We start from the raw sequence: 15,905 nt of genomic DNA, 5'->3' as shown, positions 1-15,905 counted from the left end.
CGGCTCACGAGAGTCGCGGACTTCGAGGATGCGGAACGCATGCGGCCCGATCTGGCGGTGATGAATCCGTTGGAGGGCGTGCTTGCTGCCTTGGTCTGCGGCCCTCCAGGGATGGCCATCCTCTCGACCGACCTTCGACACCGCGTCAACCTGATGTGGCAGCAGCATGTATTGCCGTCGGCCTCGATCCCGGCGACGCCCTGATTGCTCGGGCGGCTGGCGTGCCACCCGGATTTCAATTCGTCAACGCGGGGAGATCGTCGGCCAAATGCGCGTCGAGCCATTCGTGCGCCCAGTTTTTCGCAAAGGCAATCGCATCCTCGCGCACGTCGAAGCCAGCCAGGTCTCCGCTCAGTTGAACGTCGCACGTACTGCCGTCTGCACGATCGATGCTGATCCGCGCGTGTGCCATGTATTCCCCGTCGGCCCTGCGCGGTGTCGGGTCGATATGGAATCGGGTTGAGTCGAGTTGCATTTTCCTTCCTCCTTCAGTTGCCGCGTGGCCCGTGGCCACCGCGAAGCGTATCGTCGCGACCAGAACAGTCAAAGCTTGAGGCGTGCCATGATCCGGCCTGCTTCCTGGTCCGATTCGCAGCTCGCCGTTCCGCCTTTGCGCAACAGCGCGCGGATCGAGAAAAACATCAGGAAGGCATCCTCATCGATTTCATGACGACGATCGAGAATGACGCCATCCATCTCGGCGCGAGCGTCGTACGGCAGGAACTGTTCGATGACACCGGAACCATTGCGCTGAATCCACTTCAGCAGGTCATTCCTGTTCATATCCAGCCTCCCGACGTTGCCGGCGCGCCATGCGCCAGGCGTGTTTGAGTCTGTGGCGGCGCCGCGGACGCAGAAACAGGATGGACCGAGGAAGGGATCAGGACGCGTTATCCAACACGCTCGTGTCCTGTAGGCAGGCATCGATCAGGCGCTTCGCATACGCAGCCGATACGCGGCGCGCTCGTCCGCATTGCGCGGTTTAGATGAGAGGCCCAATCACGTTCGGAGGGAGAGCGCCTTGAGTGGCGCGGGAATCGGTAGTGAGTCAGTCAACGAACCCATCCTACGCCCATTGGCGAACTTGTACAGCGAAAGTTCTGCGCGAACCGCCGCACGGCATGCCGCCCCGATCGGGCGCGGGACGGACTGGCTCAGCCACGTGTGAACAATCGCCGATACGCGGGGAGATGCGGCCCTGACGGTATCGTCGACATTTCAATTAGACATTCGAAGCAAATCGAAGCCGCGGCGCCAAGGGTATACAACCGGGGCGAGCCTCGCCGGTCGCGGCGTGTTCTTGCGCTGCCACCCGAAATGCGCCGACCGAAACAGCTTGACACGGTGTTGGGCCCCGCGTAGGGTGGGTGTCCGAAGCCTTCAAGAAGCGCGATTGCTGCTCATCACTGACCGCGGAACGCGGTATTCGTTGTCCTCTCCCTCCTTGATCCTTTTTCGTGCTCCCCTATCGGGGCGCATACATTTGTCCAATATCAGGAGAATTTCCATGGATACCGGTACCGTCAAGTGGTTCAACGACAACAAGGGTTTTGGCTTCATCACGCCTGACAGCGGCGGCGATGATCTGTTCGCGCACTTCTCGGAGATTCGCGGCGATGGCTTCAAGACGCTGGCCGAAGGTCAAAAGGTCAGCTACGAGACTAAGAACGGGCCTAAGGGGCTGCAGGCCTCGAACATCATTCCTCAGTAATCCACATCATTCGTCGGTCCTGCGTGCAGGATCGGCCGCGCAGTCAACGTCGGGGATCTTTCGCATCCGCGCGCAGGCGCCCACAGTCCTGCTGAGGCTACCGTTTCGCCTCGAGACGTACACCCCAAGGAAGAAAGTGGGGGATGCCGCGCATCCGGTGGCGAACGATCGGACGGCTCATTCATCGTGAGATCGCGATCGACGCATACAGAGGTAACTTTGACCAAGAGTCAATCGCGCAACAAAAGATCACTCGCGAGACCACGGCGCGCCAGGGATTTGCCGGTGCTCGGCACGGCGCTGAACTGGGTGCCGCCGAATGCACCCTCTGCGCCCATCAAATCGAGCGGCAAGAAGCGCTCCACCGAGACGCGATAACGCGACACGTTAACGCCCGGACGAGGCGCGGCCCGCATGTCGCGTTGGCACGCGCCCCCCGCGCATGGGCGTTTTCGATATTTGCACTCAAACCGCTCCCTGTCGGGGACCGGATATCCGCACGCCGCTGCGATTGCGGCACGTCACATTGATTGGAGAAATTGATTTGGCAAAGGAAGAATTGCTGGAATTGGACGGCGTCGTGGATGAGGTGCTCCCGGACAGCAGGTTTCGCGTCACCCTGGAAAACGGCGCGGTCGTTGCGGCGTACGCATCGGGCCGCATGCGCAAACACCGCATCCGTATTCTCGCCGGCGACCGGGTCAAGCTGGAATTGTCGGTCTATGACCTCACCAAAGGGCGTATCAATTTCCGGCACAAAGACGAACGGGCTTCGCCCGGTGTGCCTCGGAACCGATTTGTTCGACGTTAACCATGTAGCGCCGATACAGGATTGATTGCGCTCGTCTACGCAATTCGTCGCCATCAATCACCAGGAGTTCATCATGAGTATGCGTACCTATCGCGGATTCGAAATATATCCGCTGATTTATCCTCACTTTCACACAGGCTCTGGCCGTGCTCACAACTACGAAGCCGGTTTCGACGCGGCGGTCAAGGTCTGCCTGCGCGGCACTGACGCCACGCTGACCCGGAGCCAGACCTTCAAGCTTGTCGATGGTTCACCGTTTGCCAGTGCCGGTGACGCACGCCGGGCTTCGCAACGTTACGCAGAAGACATCATCGATCAGAACCGAGGCGAACATGGGATGTTCGACGCAGTTCTTTGACACGGCTCGCTGTTGAACAGCAACGCATCGGAGCGCGCATCAATCGGAGACACGCGTCCCGATCTGAAATTGCGCGAGCCGAAGCCATGCTGCCGGTCAGCGGGAAACTCGCGTCGTAACACCGACATTCCTTTCTGTCCCGTGTTCTCAAGGCAAATCAACGGACGAGCGGCCGCATCGTGCGACTGGCGCGCTACGCGCTGATGGACGTCGCGTTGCCGATCAACGTTGCGTAACGACCAGGCCGCCGACGCAGATTCGATCGATGCCTCGCGCCTTTTCATACCCCTGGATTTGCTCTTCGAGCAATCGGCGTGCGAGCGTTCGTGCGGCGTCACGCGCCTCCACGTCCGATGCAAAATCCCCTTCGGTATCGTGTTGCTCAGAGGTGCCGGGATCCTCTCCGATGCGGTGCAAGTGGACGATTCCGAGGTAGCGCCCAGACGTGGTCTGCATTACGCGAAGGCGTGCCACGTGCGTGTGGGTCGTACACACTTCATCATCCATGATGCCTTCCTTGCCAGGACCCCTGGCGAGACAACGACATGGCAGACTTCACCCGCCTGCCTGCATCCGTGTGTTTGGCCCCCGGTAAACTTCGGCAAGGCGGGGTTTATCGCCGCCAGCGTCGAGAGGTCAATGTTTGCGGTGCATCCACCCCAAGTGATGGGAGTCCAGCCACTGAACGACTTCCTTACTTGAATGTTCGCTCTGGTAACGGCGCGCCAACGCGACTGCAACCACCGCGACCACCGCAAGACCAACCACCCAACCAATCATCGACTGAGTCATGACAGCCTCCTTGTGGATGTGGAATGCAGCCATGATTGAATTCTAGGCGTCTTGGGGGAAGGATTCACAAGTTTTGCGCCACGCTGCGCGGACGAATCGGCTCCACATGCACGATCCCTGGGGGAGGTACGCTCGGCCTTCACCTGATCGGTCTTGCCCCATATCCAAGGATCTGGGGCGCAAGCGATTTAGCTGGTCGTACACTGGAAAATGGTCGCGTCAGGCGTCTTGCGACAGGCTGCGTTTGATCAGCCGCAGGGCCGACAGGCGCCATCCGATCGCTTCGACGCGGCCGACATCCAGAACGGATCGCTGCTCTCAGGTCGCCCCGGTGATAGGGGCACATGCTCGGTCGAATCCGGGATCTCTGTCGCCATGCGTCAGGTGTCGAGGCGGAAATCCTGTTGACGTACGAGCCGCGGTGAGGCGCTGACCGTCGCGCGGCCCACGCATCAAATGATCATAGAGCTGTACTCATTGCGTGAAGCGCTCGAAGCCAAGGCGGCGAGCCTGGCAGCGCAGCATGCGTATATACCGCCCCACTTCGGACAAGACACCATATGGCCGGGTCCTGCGGCAGGTCTGCCACTAAAGTCGGCACCAGAGAAGCCCTCCAGAACAACACCGCCGTGGTCCGTCAAGTCGCCCTTGCGAACAATAGCCTTCATGTGGCGGCTACTCCGTCCGATGCTTCTTTACCAGTTCCAAGGTCTCGCACGCTCGAAGAATCGTGTCTTCCGAGAATAGAGATAGCGGATGTTCGTTGAGCCAGAGAAGCCATTCGATTACAGCGTCGCACTCGACGTCTGTCAGCTTGGGCCAACGTTGCAAAAAATAGTCATCCCAGTATTCCACGACCGGCGACCTATCCAGCGACGCCATCAAGCTCTCGATGACCGTCAACGCGACCTGATTGTCTTCGATCGAGACGCGCATGATTCCGGGCAAAAAGTAGCAGAACGCTTCGGGAGTAAATCTGTAGACAGCGTCTGCGTAGTTTGTCCAGTCGTAAGCAGTCGTCTCGTCCCAGAGCAAGTTTGAGAAGTGCAATGCGTCGTAGTAGTCGTTCGTGTCGGGTGAGACTGTTGGAACGACCGACATCGGTCTCTTCCTCTCGGAAAAAGCCCGTCCAATATGTCCCATCACTAAACGCCCGTCATCAGCTGTTTGCATTTTCCTACCATCGCCCATGCGTCTGCCATTGCTTGTTGGTGGCCTTGGTCCCCACCGTTCCAACATCGTTGACCGCGTTGTGACCTCGCCTTCGCAAGACCAAGCCAAGCGTTGTAACGGACCGTCACGTCGTAGCCTCTCATAGCCGGTGTACACCAGCCGAGCTTGCCGACGACATCCTTTGCACGGTTCACCTCGCCATTCAACTGCTTGCATGGATCGTTCGGACAAGGCGCCGCATCTGTCGTCGGTTTTGCTTTCGCTTGACTCAGCGAGTTGCTGCCGGTTATGGCATTGTTGAGCGCACCGCCACAATGAATGCAGCGCCGCCGATGATCGTCACACCGGCCACGATACGCTACTCTACCGACGAGATATTCCAGGACGAACAAGTCGTCATGTCGTTTGTCGCCCGTCGGGAACTGACGTCAGGCAGCACCACGCTGGAAACCAACGACTACAAGGCGCCAGGCGCGCAGCGCCTCGTCGTTGGCGTCACCGGCGTCAATCAGGGTGACGTCGACGACTGTGAAATCTACGACTATCTCGGGGCGCACGGGTTTTCGGACAATGACCGTGGCGAGCAGCTCGTGCGCTTTCGTTCAGAGGCGCTGGCCACGCACAGCAAGTACTTTTCCGGTGTCAGCGACTGCTGACGCAGCGAGCCCGGTCGATACGTACAGATCGCAATAGATCAGGCTCAGCACGCTTGCACGTGTCCCAATTCAGCATTCAAGAAATGAGAAACCAATGTCATTGATCGCCATGCAACGAAGCCGATATTTCCCGGATGCCATGGGTTTGCTTGTTCTCATGATCCAGGTGACAATCCTGGCGACTTTTGTGTCGGCTTCCCAAATTTCCCGGCCCTTGTGGGTACCTATCTATGTCGCTTGGGCTGCGAGCGCGATTTTTGTTTGGCGCAAAGTTGAAGCGGAAACGAAGCCGTGGCTCATGACCGGATTGTGTTCGATAGGTGGCGCAGTTCTATGGTTCGCCGTGACCCGAACTGTCAGTCACTGGATATTTGGGGCCACGGAATCCGAGCTTTCTAAAGTCTTCGATGTGCTGGTTGCATTGATACTTTCCCCCGGTCTGACGTTTGTTGCGATCGCTGGTTGGGTTCGTGCAGTTATACGGCGGAAGTCCGGTTCCGTCCGGCCTGCTGCCGTCAATTGAATTGTGGTGCGTTCGTCCTGCGCCGTGATGAATTACCAGTAAGCTCCGGATTGCTCGCTTGCGAGCAGTCTTGAGATTCGATCGACGCCCTCAGGCTGGCCTTCACGCCGTCTCCTGAACGAGTCCCCCCGCGCGCTCAAATTCACGCACGCCCGAAAAAATGGCGCTCGACGGATCCGAAAGAACGGACATCCGTCGGCTTACTGGCGTGCGATCGATTCTCAACCGATCCGGGGAAGCCACGATGTCGAACTACCCGAACGGGTAGGGACCGTTCGTGCCCCCATCCCTAAACTGCTTTCCTGAGGATTTCGCGGCGAGCGATCGCTTGTCTGCGTATTCGATGACAGACCGACGCGCATTGAAGCGAGCCATCGGCACAGGCAGGCGAGTCACGGCCTTCCAACTTCGAAAAACACCAGGAGACGTAGTAGATGAAGCATGCCCTTTCCCCCGTCAACCTCGTCGTCACGCCTCTTATTTGCCTTGCCGTCGGCATGCCGGCCGCCCGTGCGCAAAGCAGTGTCACGCTGTACGGCGTCGTCGACGCCGGCATTCTCTATACGAGCAAGACCGTGAATCCCGCGACCGGGCAGAACGCGGGCCATCAGTTTTCGATGGTGACGGGCGGCATGACGCCGTCGCTGTTCGGCCTGAAAGGCACCGAGGATCTCGGCGGCGGGGTGAAGGCCATTTTCACGCTCGAAAGCGGGATCGATATCGCGAAAGGCAGCTTCACGGATTCGAACGGCAACATGTTCGGCCGGCAGGCGTGGGTGGGGCTCGCCAGTCCATACGGGACGGTGAAGGCCGGCGTGCAGTTCTCGCCGTTCGTGTTGTCGCTCATCTCGACCGATGCGCGCGATGTGTCTTACTTCGGCAGCGGCGTGCCGATCTACGTCGGTAGCGTGTTCGTGACCGGCATCTTCAATTCGAACGCGGTGTCCTATACGAGCCCGACGATCGGCGGGTTCCAGGGCGCCGCGATGCTCGCGCTCGGTGGCGTCGCGGGCGACTTCCAGGCGGGGCGGCAGTATTCGGCGAGCCTCAAATATACGTATGGACCGCTGCTGGTCAGCGCCGCCATGTACAACGGCAACGCGGGCGGCACCGCCGCGTCGACGCCCGTGCCGAGCACGGTGCCGTTTACGGGGCGCACGATCGGCGCCACGTATCAGTATCGCGACCTGACGGTGAAGGCGTCGTTCGTCGGCTACAAAATTTCCGGGTCGTTCGACAACCGTGTCTACAGCGGCGGCCTGAGCTATCAGATCACGCCCGCCGTGAATGCGGATGCCGGGGTCTGGTATACGAGCGACGGCAACGACACGCGCAACCACTCGATCATGGCTGCGACCGGCGTGACTTACAGCCTGTCGAAGGCGACCCTGCTGTACGGCCAGTTCGGCTTCGTCAACAACCACGGGAAGATGAATACCGGTCTGTCGACGAACGACGCGTTGTTCGGTGCGTCGGGTTCGACGTTCGGCTCGGCAGTCGGCATCCGTCACTTGTTCTGACCGGCACGCGCCGCATTCGCAACGCGGCGCGCAGCGTTCGGGCCGGCTCGGATTCTGCCGTCGACTTCGGCGGACGCTGCACCTGCCCGTTCGGTGCGATGGGCTGCATCCACGTCGGGACTGCGCGTGATGTGCCGCGCACCGCACCGCGTTTTTCCCAATCGCCGCGCCGACTTTCGGCGCGGCGTCCCCTCTCCCTATGCCACGCCGACGCGATGTCGGCGAACGGGCTTTACCCGTTCGTCGTCATTGATCCGGGCCGGCCACTCGGCACGGTGTGCCAGGCGTAGTCGCGGCGCGTGCACGCCGCGCATCTCCCGTTCTCTTCACTGCATCGCGCACGACGGCGCCGGGGCGCGATTCGACACGCATGTCCGACAAGGTCGCATACACACGTGCACCGCATACGGGCAATCCATGTCTCGAGACTACCCGGACGGGTGGCGTGGTGCGTCAAGCAGGCACCTAGACTGATTCCACGATAGACACAACAACAGGAGACGACATGCATTGCCCATTTCTCTCACCGCTGCGTGGTCGCCAGGCCGCACAGCCCGCGCCGCTAGACCTTCCCGCCGGCCCGCCGTCGCGGCGGATTCGCCAGGTCTGACCCGACCCTTCACCCAGCGAGACAGTTCATGACTCACTCATCCGATTTCACGCACGATGTGCGGTCGGGTTCGGCAAGTGCCGGGCCTGGGCGGCATCGCCTGATCAACATCGACAACGGCGGTACGCTGACCGACATTTGCGTGATGGACCGCGACAAGGTGGTGCGCACGAAGACGCTGACGACGCCGCACGATCTGTCGCAATGTCTGTTCGACGGTTTGCGTAAGGCATCCGAAGCAATCTACGGACGCGAGGATCTCGAGGCGCTGCTGCTGTCAACGGCGGCGATCCGCTATTCGACGACGCAGGGTACCAACGCGCTGGTCGAACGCAAGGGGCCGCGGCTCGGCCTGGTGGTCGGCGGCACGCTGACGGCCGATCGGGTTCGCGACGCGGACGGTGCGGCGAGCCTGTTCGACACGGTGATCGGCGAGCGCACGGTTTCGCTGGGCAGCGAGCCGTCCGAAGCGGAGATCGTGCGCATCGTCGGCGAGCTCGCGGCGGCGGGCGCGAACCGGCTGGTCGTGGCGATCGGCGGTCCGCGGCGGGCGGAGCTCGAACAGCGGCTGAAGAGCCGGCTGCTGCGCAGTTTTCCGCCGCACCTGCTCGGCGCGCTTCCGATCCTGTATGCGCACGAAGTCGCCGACGATGCCGACGACGTGCGACGCACGTGGACCGCGCTGTTCAACGCGTTCCTGCATCCGGCGATGGAGCGCTTCCTGTACAGCGCCGAGCAGAAGCTGCGCGACGCGCGAGCGCAAAGTCCGTTGCTGGTGTTCCGCAACGACGGCCATGCGGGCCGCGTCGCGAAGACGATCGCGCTGAAGACCTACAGTTCGGGCCCGCGCGGCGGGATGGAAGGCGCGCGCGTGCTGGCCGCGCACTATGGACTGACACACCTGCTGTCGATGGATATCGGCGGCACGACGACCGACATCGGCGTTGTCGACGAACACGGCGTGCGCGCGAACCGGTACGGCAACGTCGAGGGCGTGGCGACATCGTTCGCGCTGTGCGACGTGGTCAGCGCGGGCGTCGGCGGCAGTTCGATTATTCGTGCGGACGGCGACAGGATCGTGGTCGGACCGGAGAGCGTCGGCAGCGCGCCAGGGCCGGCGTGCTTCGGCCTGGGCGGTACCCGGGCGACGATCACCGATGCGTTCGCGCTGGCGGGATTGCTTGATCCGGCGTCGTTCTTCGGCGGCAAGCTGCACCTCGACAAGGCGCGCGCACGGCAGGCCATTCATGCGCATGTCGCCGATCCGATGAAGATGGGTGACAAGGAGGCGCTCGCCGCGATGGAAGCCGCGTGGGTGAAGAAGGTTGCCGACAGCCTCGTTGCCTACACGGAAATTCGCGCCGATACGACGCTCGCCGCATTCGGCGGCGCGGGCGCGTTCGTCGCGTGCCGGGTCGCGGACGCGATCGGCGTGAAGCGCGTGTTGATTCCCGGGCTGGCGGCAGTGTTCTCCGCATACGGAATCGGCTTTTCGGATGTGGGCCATGGCTTCTCGGCGCCGCTGGCCGACACGACCGGGGAGGCGCTCGCCGCGACGATGGACGTGCTGCTCACGCAAGCATCGCGCGCGATGTTCGGTGAAGGTGCGGCGATCGAAGACTGCCGGCTCGTCTACACGCTCGAGGCTACCGGCGCCGACGGCAAGACGGTCGAACACGCGTTGACGGGCCCGGCGTTGCCGCCGGGCGTCGCGCCGGGCGCCACGCTGTCGGTGACGCTGACCGCGATCAAGCGTATGCCGCAGGCGGTGCTCGACGGCCGGTTCGGCGAGGGTGGCCAGCAGGCAGCGATCGCGCGCGGCACGCGCCTGGTGGTTGTCGATGGCCGCGAAGCCGAGCTGCCGCTGTATCGCGTGGAAGACCAGCCGAAGGGCGTCGCGGTGTATGCGGCCGGCCCGGCCGTGCTCGAGGAGGACTTTTTCACCGGGCGCATCGACGCGGGCTGGCACTTCGAAATCAACTCCACCGGAGACATCCTGCTCAGCAGCGGCAAGGAGAGCAAATAATGAAAGTTCTGATTACCGAAACGCTGCGCATCGACCTGGATGCGGAGCAGTGGGAATGCCGGCGTTGCGGTCATGCGCACGGTAGCGCGCGCGACAACTACAAGCGCGGGCTGCTCGTCCACGATCGCGACCCGCGCGAGATCCACAAGCCGCTGCTCGATCCGGCGCAATACGAGCGTACCTATTCACCCGATCCGGACTGGTGCCGGATTCTCGAGTACTACTGCCCGGAGTGCGGCGTTCTGGTTGAGGCCGAGTATCTGCCGCCGGGCCATCCGCCGCTGCACGACATCGAACTCGACATCGACGCGTTGAAGGCGCAATGGAAGGACCGGCCGGAGATGATCGAGCCCGCGCAGGCACCCGACCTCGCGCTCGAGCGCGTGAAGCTGCAGCGCGCGTTGCATGCGGCCGCGCATCATCGGCATGCGCTCGCCGGTGCCGCCGATGAATCGTCCACTTGAGATACGGGGAGAATCGCTCATGAAACGTGTTTCCGTCGACATCGGCGGCACCTTCACGGATTGCTTCGTCGCGTGGGGCGAGCAGTGCGTCGAGGGCAAGTCGCTGACCACGCATCACAATCTCGCGGTCGGCTTCAACGACTCGCTCGCGGACGCGTGCCGCCAGCTCGAACTGACGCCGACGCAGCTTCTGTCCGAAGTCGATTCGGTGCGTTATGCGACGACGCTCGGCACCAATGCGCTGATCGAGCGCAAGGGGCCGCGGGTCGGCTTGATCGTGACCACGGGTTTCAAGCACACGGTTCCGTTGTCCCGTGCGCGTGGTTACGGCGAAGGGCTGTCCGAGCCCGAGCAGATGGATATCCCGAATGCCGCGCGGCCGGAGCCGCTCGTCGCGATTCCGCTGATCCGTGAAGTCCGCGAACGCATCGACTATGCGGGGCAGGTGTTCTGGACGCTCGACGAGGACGACGTGCGGTTGCGCATTCGCGAACTCGTCGATGCCGGTGCGCAGGCGCTGGTCGTGATGTTCACGAACAGCGTGGTGAATCCGGTGCACGAACTGCGCGTGCGCGAAATTTTCCTCGACGAATATCCGGCGCACATGCTCGGCGCGATTCCGATGCTGTTGTCGCATCAGGTCGTCGGGCGCAAGGGCGAATACTCGCGAGCGACGTCGTCGATCATCGACGCGTTCCTGCATCAGATCATGTATCACGGGCTCGGCACGCTGGAGCTGAACCTGCGCCAGCAGGGCTACGCGAAGCCGATGCTGGTCAATCACAACTCGGGCGGGATGGCGCAACTGAACTCGACAGATGCGCTGCAGACGGTCCATTCGGGACCGGTTTCGGGGATCGCCGCCAGCGAATACCTGGCTGCCGCCGCCGAGCTCGGCAACGTGGTCGCAACCGACATGGGCGGCACCAGTTTCGACATCGGGATTGTCGTGAGCGGCGGGCAGAAATTTTACGACTTCAACCCGGTGATCGATCGCTGGCTCGTCAGCGTGCCGATGGTGCATCTCGTCGCGCTGGGCGCGGGCGGCGGCTCGATCGCGCGCTACGAGCGCATGTACAAGACCGTCGAGATCGGCCCGCAATCGGCCGGCTCCGATCCCGGGCCTGCCTGCTACGACCGCGGCGGCCAGCATCCGACCGTGACCGATGCCGATCTGCTGCTCGGCTATCTCGACCCGAACAACTACGCGAACGGTCGCATTCCGTTGAACCCGCGACGCGCGAAACAGGCGATGCAGGACGACCTGTGCGACGAGCTGGACCTCGACGTGATCGAGACCGCGAAGCTGATCAAGAAGCAGGTCGACGCATCGATGGCGAACGGCATCGCGACCGAGCTGCGCACGCGCGGCTACGAGCCGAAGGATTTCACGGTGCTCGCGTACGGCGGCAACGGCCCGCTGCACGCGTGCGGGATCGCGGCCGCGCTCGGCATCGGTCGCGTCCTCGCGCCGCCGTATTCGTCGACCTTCTCCGCGTGCGGCGCCGGCACGGTGAACCAGATGCACATTCACGAGATGAATACGTGGACCGTGCTGTTCAATCCGAACACGAAAGCGTTCTTCGCGGATTTCGACGCGTTCAACCGCGGCGTCGAGGAACTGGAGCGGCGCGGGCGCGAGGATCTCGAACGGCAGGGCATGGATCCGGCACAGATCCGCTATCGGCTCGAACTGGACATGCGCTACGGCAACCAGCGCGTGCAGACGGCGGTGGTGACGCCGCTGTCGAGGCTGAAGAACCAGCGTGACGTGCTGACGCTGATGGAGCTGTTCCATGAAAGCTACGGCTCGCGCTTCGGCGAGGGCTCCCAGAGCCCCGAGACGGGCGTGCGGATCAATACGCTGCGCGTGTGCGCGTACGTCGAACAGCCGTCGGTGAAGTTTGCGAAGCTGACGGTCAGCGACGATCCGCTGCCGCCGCCGGAGCCGGTCGGTCATCGAGACTGCCACTTCGTCGGGCACGACGGGCCGCTGCGCACCGCGATCTACGACGACCGCGCGCGCGCCGAGCGTACGCGGATCGAAGGGCCGGCCGTCATCACCACGCGCGCGACGACGTTCCTCGTCGAACCGGGCTGGATCTACCAGGCGACGGCCCAGGGCGGCGCGTGGTTCCTGCGCAAGTAAGCAAGGAGTTCGACATGCAAAACGACATCAATGCGGAAGACCGGGCGTTGCTCGACAAGTTCATCGCCGACAACACGCTGTTCCTCGGGCCGGATCCCGAGATCATGCGCAACCACAGCATTCTGCCGCGCTCGAAGGCCGAGCAGGAAGTGCTCGAGCGCGGCGTCGATCCGCACCAGGTTCACCATGTGCGCGGCTTGATCAACTCGGCGCTGTCCGAGGCGTTCACGATGGTGAACCAGATGGGGGCGGCGCCGGGTGCGAAGTGGGGCGACCTCGTGACGGCGATCTACACCGCGCAGGGCGACCTGTCGATGATCGCGCCGCACGGGATCATCGCGTTCGCCGCGTGCTGCTTCTATCCGATCCGCTTCATCATCAAGAACTGGACCGACGATCCGACCGTCGGCGTGAAGGACGGCGACGGGTTCATCCACAACGACGCGCGTTATGGCGGCATTCACAACACCGACCAGTCGATGATGATGCCGCTGTTCTACAAGGGCGAACTCGTCTGCTGGCTGTCGTCGACGATCCACGAGGGCGAAAACGGCTCGACCGAGCCGGGCGGCTTGCCGGCCAAGGCGGAGAGCAAGTACGACGAAGGCATCAAGATGCCGCCGTTCAAGATCGTCGAGAACTTCGAGCTGAAGCGCGATCTCGTCACGTTCCTGCAGAACTCGGTGCGCGATCCGCGGCTGCAGCTCGAAGACATGAAGGTCAAGCTGCATGCGGTGCTGCGGCTGCGCGACCGGATCATCGCATTGCTCGACCAGTATGGCCGCGATGCGCTGATCGGCACGCTGCGCTCGCATCTGGAAGACGTCGAGACGGAGATGCGCCGGCGGATTCGCGAGCTGCCCGACGGCACGACGCGCGTGCTGCAGTTCATGGATTCGAGCCTGCGCGAGAATGCGCTGCAGAAAATCTCCTGTGCGATCACCGTGAAGGGCGACCGGATGATCATGGATTTTCGCGGCTCGGCCCCGCAGTTCATGAATCGCTCGGTGAACACCAACATCGCCTCGTTCAAGGCGGCGCTGTGTACCGGGCTGTTGCAGAACATCTGGCCGGATCTGCCGCACACGATGGCCGTGTTGTCGCCGATCGAGATCATCACCGATCGCAACTCGATCCTCGACGCCGAGGGCGAGATGCCGCAGGCGATGAGCCTGATGCCGCTGTTCAAGGGCTGCGTGGTCTGGACGATCCCGATGAACAAGCTCAGCTATAGCCTGCCGCATCGCTACTCCGCGGTGATCGCGTCGCAATACGATCAGGCGGCGACGTTCATCTACGGCGGCCTCACGCAACACGGCGACGTGACCGGCAACTTCTGCGCGGACATCAACGGCAACGGGCAGGGCGCGCGCAGCCACGCGGACGGCGAGCACTCGATCTCGCCCGTGTTCGGCTTCATGTGCGACACCGGCGAGCACGAGATTGCCGAGGAGGATACGCCGATCATCCGCCTCGGCGCGCAGCGGCTCGCGAAGGACCGGATCGGCTGGGGCAAGTATCGCGGCGGGATGGGCTACGAGCAGATCGCGACCGCGCGCGGGTCGGGCCTGTGGGGTTTCATGACCGGATGCGAGGGGTCGAAGTTCCCGTCCGCGCAGGGCCTGTTCGGCGGCTATTCGTGCCCGAGCTATCAGCTGATGAAGATCAAGGGCATCAACATCTTCAAGGTGCTGGAGGAAAATCCGAAAGCCGTCGAAACGTTCGACATCGTCGACCTGATGAACAACCGCCCGATTCCGGGGGCGAAGTACAGCAGCCACGACATGGGCATGACGTTCGAGATCTGCAACGAAGGCGAGATCTACATGATCTGCCAGGGCTCGGGCGGCGGTTACGGCGACGTGCTCGAACGCGATCCGGCGCTCGTGATGAAGGATCTGCGCGAGGAACTGATGTCGCACGAGAATGCACGCGACATCTACAAGGTCGTCTACGACGAGCAGACGCTGGTCGTGGACGTCGAGGCGACCGCCGATGCACGGGCTTCCGAGCGGCTTGCGCGGATCGCGCGCGCCCGGCCGTTCGATGCGTTCTGCGCGGAATGGGTGACGCCCGAGCCGCCTGCTTCGTTGCCCTACTTCGGGAGCTGGAGCGACAACGCGGAGATCTACGCGACGACGCTGGGCCAGCGCGTCACGATGCCGGCTGACCGGCTTCAGGGCGCGTACATGCTCGATCCGAAGGACGTGCGAATCGCGGAACTGGAAGCGCGTCTCGACGCATTGAACACGGAGGCGTCATCATGCCCGGGTTGACGCAAGCCAGCCGCTCGCGTCGGCTGCTGTGGCTCGATCACGCCGGCTATAGCGCGCCGCTGCTCACGGGTGACGCGCCACCGTGGCTCGACGGCGCCGCGTGCGTCGCGTGGGCGCGGCACGCGCAGGGCCTGCTGCGCCCGGACGTGCTCACGCTGCCGCTCGCGGATGTGGCCGACGCGTGGCTCACGCGCGATTCGGCGCTTGCCGCCGAGCTGATCGGCAAGACGAAGCGCGCGCATCTGCCGCTGAAAGCGTATCTTTCAAGCGAGCCGGTGCGTGCGCACGTGGCGGCGCTGGCGGTCGCGCTGCGCGCCGCGTTGCCCGACGCGATCTTCGTGCTGGAGCTGCCGTCGCCGCGCGACTGGGCGGCGCGCGCATTCGCGTTCGCGAGCGGCACGCAGCGCGTCGAAGTCGACGAAGACGCAGCCGACGCGGCAGCGGCGTGCGTGGCGGATTTCCTGCGCACGTTCGCGACGGCCGGAGTGGACGCCGTGCTGATGCGCGAATCGCTCGGACGGGATGCCGACGGTGCCGCGCACGGGCTGGCGCTGCTTCAGCCGGTCGCGAACGTCGCGCGGCATTATGGCTGGGAATGGGGGCTGCGGATTCCGGCGTCGGTCGCCTTCTCGGGCGCGTCGGCGCCGGACTTCGCGATCGCGCCGGCGACGTGCGGCCCGGGGCCGACCGGCGTTGTCGTGCCCGCGGCGTTCTGGTTTGGCGAAGACGATTTGCCGGCGGCGCGGCCCGACACGTTCGACGTCGCGGAAATCCCCGCGTTGGCACATCCCGAAACGGTTCTCGCGCGCATTACGCGCTTACGTGAAAGGCATTGA

General features: G+C 63.1%; 20 protein-coding genes. 12 read left to right on the top strand and 8 right to left on the bottom strand.

Translation table 11 applies throughout. The features are described 5' to 3' along the window. Positions 1–39 precede the first annotated feature (39 nt). A complete protein-coding gene (locus ABY44_RS18995) occupies positions 40–204 on the top strand; it encodes a hypothetical protein (protein WP_155638038.1) in 165 nt (54 codons plus the stop codon). Positions 205–235: 31 nt separating this feature from the next. On the opposite strand, the gene ABY44_RS18990 is transcribed toward ABY44_RS18995, so the two are convergent. Together ABY44_RS18990 and ABY44_RS18985 are read right to left on the bottom strand one after the other, a co-directional pair. Next, positions 236–475, bottom strand: coding sequence for a hypothetical protein (locus tag ABY44_RS18990; protein WP_027790084.1), 240 nt, complete (start codon positions 473–475; stop codon positions 236–238). Positions 476–543: 68 nt separating this feature from the next. Then, entirely contained in the window at positions 544–783 is a 240-nt protein-coding gene (locus ABY44_RS18985; protein WP_060175078.1) for a hypothetical protein, read from the bottom strand. Between the two features lie 724 nt (positions 784–1,507). On the opposite strand from ABY44_RS18985, the gene ABY44_RS18980 reads away from it, so the two are divergent. Beyond that, positions 1,508–1,711, top strand: a complete 204-nt coding sequence (locus ABY44_RS18980; protein WP_431641588.1) for a cold-shock protein — start codon at positions 1,508–1,510, stop codon at positions 1,709–1,711. A 230-nt stretch (positions 1,712–1,941) separates the two neighbouring features. Here ABY44_RS18980 and ABY44_RS18975 read toward each other — a convergent pair whose 3' ends face one another. Continuing rightward, positions 1,942–2,064: a hypothetical protein gene (locus ABY44_RS18975; protein WP_260428913.1), complete on the bottom strand. Its 123-nt coding sequence runs from the start codon at positions 2,062–2,064 to the stop codon at positions 1,942–1,944. Positions 2,065–2,255: 191 nt separating this feature from the next. Between ABY44_RS18975 and infA the strand changes: the two genes are divergently transcribed. After that, positions 2,256–2,522 (top strand): translation initiation factor IF-1, encoded by a 267-nt coding sequence (gene infA, locus ABY44_RS18970; protein ID WP_027790083.1) that lies wholly within the window; start codon positions 2,256–2,258, stop codon positions 2,520–2,522. A gap of 73 nt (positions 2,523–2,595) precedes the next feature. After that, positions 2,596–2,880, top strand: a complete 285-nt coding sequence (locus tag ABY44_RS18965; RefSeq protein ID WP_059699281.1) for a hypothetical protein — start codon at positions 2,596–2,598, stop codon at positions 2,878–2,880. Positions 2,881–3,102: 222 nt separating this feature from the next. Here ABY44_RS18965 and ABY44_RS18960 read toward each other — a convergent pair whose 3' ends face one another. The 5 genes from ABY44_RS18960 to ABY44_RS18940 form a co-directional block, all read right to left on the bottom strand. Next, a complete protein-coding gene (locus tag ABY44_RS18960; protein ID WP_230948772.1) occupies positions 3,103–3,387 on the bottom strand; it encodes a hypothetical protein in 285 nt (94 codons plus the stop codon). A 129-nt stretch (positions 3,388–3,516) separates the two neighbouring features. Then, on the bottom strand, positions 3,517–3,705 hold the full coding sequence (locus ABY44_RS18955) for a hypothetical protein (RefSeq protein ID WP_034195989.1): 189 nt from the start codon (positions 3,703–3,705) through the stop codon (positions 3,517–3,519). Positions 3,706–4,124: 419 nt separating this feature from the next. Next, positions 4,125–4,340: a PAAR domain-containing protein gene (locus ABY44_RS18950; RefSeq protein ID WP_081072676.1), complete on the bottom strand. Its 216-nt coding sequence runs from the start codon at positions 4,338–4,340 to the stop codon at positions 4,125–4,127. Between the two features lie 7 nt (positions 4,341–4,347). Continuing rightward, entirely contained in the window at positions 4,348–4,773 is a 426-nt protein-coding gene (locus ABY44_RS18945; protein ID WP_060175080.1) for a hypothetical protein, read from the bottom strand. 44 nt (positions 4,774–4,817) lie between these two features. Then, a complete protein-coding gene (locus ABY44_RS18940; RefSeq protein ID WP_431641610.1) occupies positions 4,818–5,117 on the bottom strand; it encodes a hypothetical protein in 300 nt (99 codons plus the stop codon). Here ABY44_RS18940 and ABY44_RS18935 point away from each other — a divergent pair. From ABY44_RS18935 to ABY44_RS18900, 8 genes are all read left to right on the top strand, one after another. Beyond that, positions 5,109–5,501: a phage late control D family protein gene (locus tag ABY44_RS18935; RefSeq protein WP_196487935.1), complete on the top strand. Its 393-nt coding sequence runs from the start codon at positions 5,109–5,111 to the stop codon at positions 5,499–5,501. The two genes, ABY44_RS18940 and ABY44_RS18935, sit on opposite strands and share 9 nt — an antisense overlap. Before the next feature lie 94 nt (positions 5,502–5,595). After that, positions 5,596–6,024 (top strand): hypothetical protein, encoded by a 429-nt coding sequence (locus ABY44_RS18930; RefSeq protein ID WP_155633694.1) that lies wholly within the window; start codon positions 5,596–5,598, stop codon positions 6,022–6,024. A 497-nt stretch (positions 6,025–6,521) separates the two neighbouring features. Then, a complete protein-coding gene (locus ABY44_RS18925; protein WP_124535780.1) occupies positions 6,522–7,544 on the top strand; it encodes a porin in 1,023 nt (340 codons plus the stop codon). 638 nt (positions 7,545–8,182) lie between these two features. After that, entirely contained in the window at positions 8,183–10,180 is a 1,998-nt protein-coding gene (locus ABY44_RS18920; protein WP_081072679.1) for a hydantoinase/oxoprolinase family protein, read from the top strand. After that, a complete protein-coding gene (locus tag ABY44_RS18915; RefSeq protein ID WP_059699243.1) occupies positions 10,180–10,644 on the top strand; it encodes an acetone carboxylase subunit gamma in 465 nt (154 codons plus the stop codon). The genes ABY44_RS18920 and ABY44_RS18915 overlap by 1 nt, the downstream gene beginning before the upstream one ends. Positions 10,645–10,663: 19 nt before the next feature. After that, positions 10,664–12,793 (top strand): hydantoinase/oxoprolinase family protein, encoded by a 2,130-nt coding sequence (locus ABY44_RS18910; protein ID WP_060175082.1) that lies wholly within the window; start codon positions 10,664–10,666, stop codon positions 12,791–12,793. A 14-nt stretch (positions 12,794–12,807) separates the two neighbouring features. Beyond that, positions 12,808–15,069 carry a hydantoinase B/oxoprolinase family protein gene (locus ABY44_RS18905; RefSeq protein WP_060175083.1) on the top strand — a complete coding sequence of 754 codons (2,262 nt, stop codon included), beginning with the start codon at positions 12,808–12,810 and terminating at the stop codon, positions 15,067–15,069. Continuing rightward, positions 15,057–15,905 carry a hypothetical protein gene (locus ABY44_RS18900; protein WP_060175084.1) on the top strand — a complete coding sequence of 283 codons (849 nt, stop codon included), beginning with the start codon at positions 15,057–15,059 and terminating at the stop codon, positions 15,903–15,905. Before ABY44_RS18905 ends, ABY44_RS18900 begins: the two co-directional genes overlap by 13 nt.

Source organism: Burkholderia sp. ZZQ-2 (genome assembly GCF_050768715.1).
Lineage (GTDB): Bacteria > Pseudomonadota > Gammaproteobacteria > Burkholderiales > Burkholderiaceae > Burkholderia > Burkholderia cepacia.
Note: the sequence above shows the minus strand (reverse complement) of the source record. Positions and strands in the feature narration are given on the sequence as shown.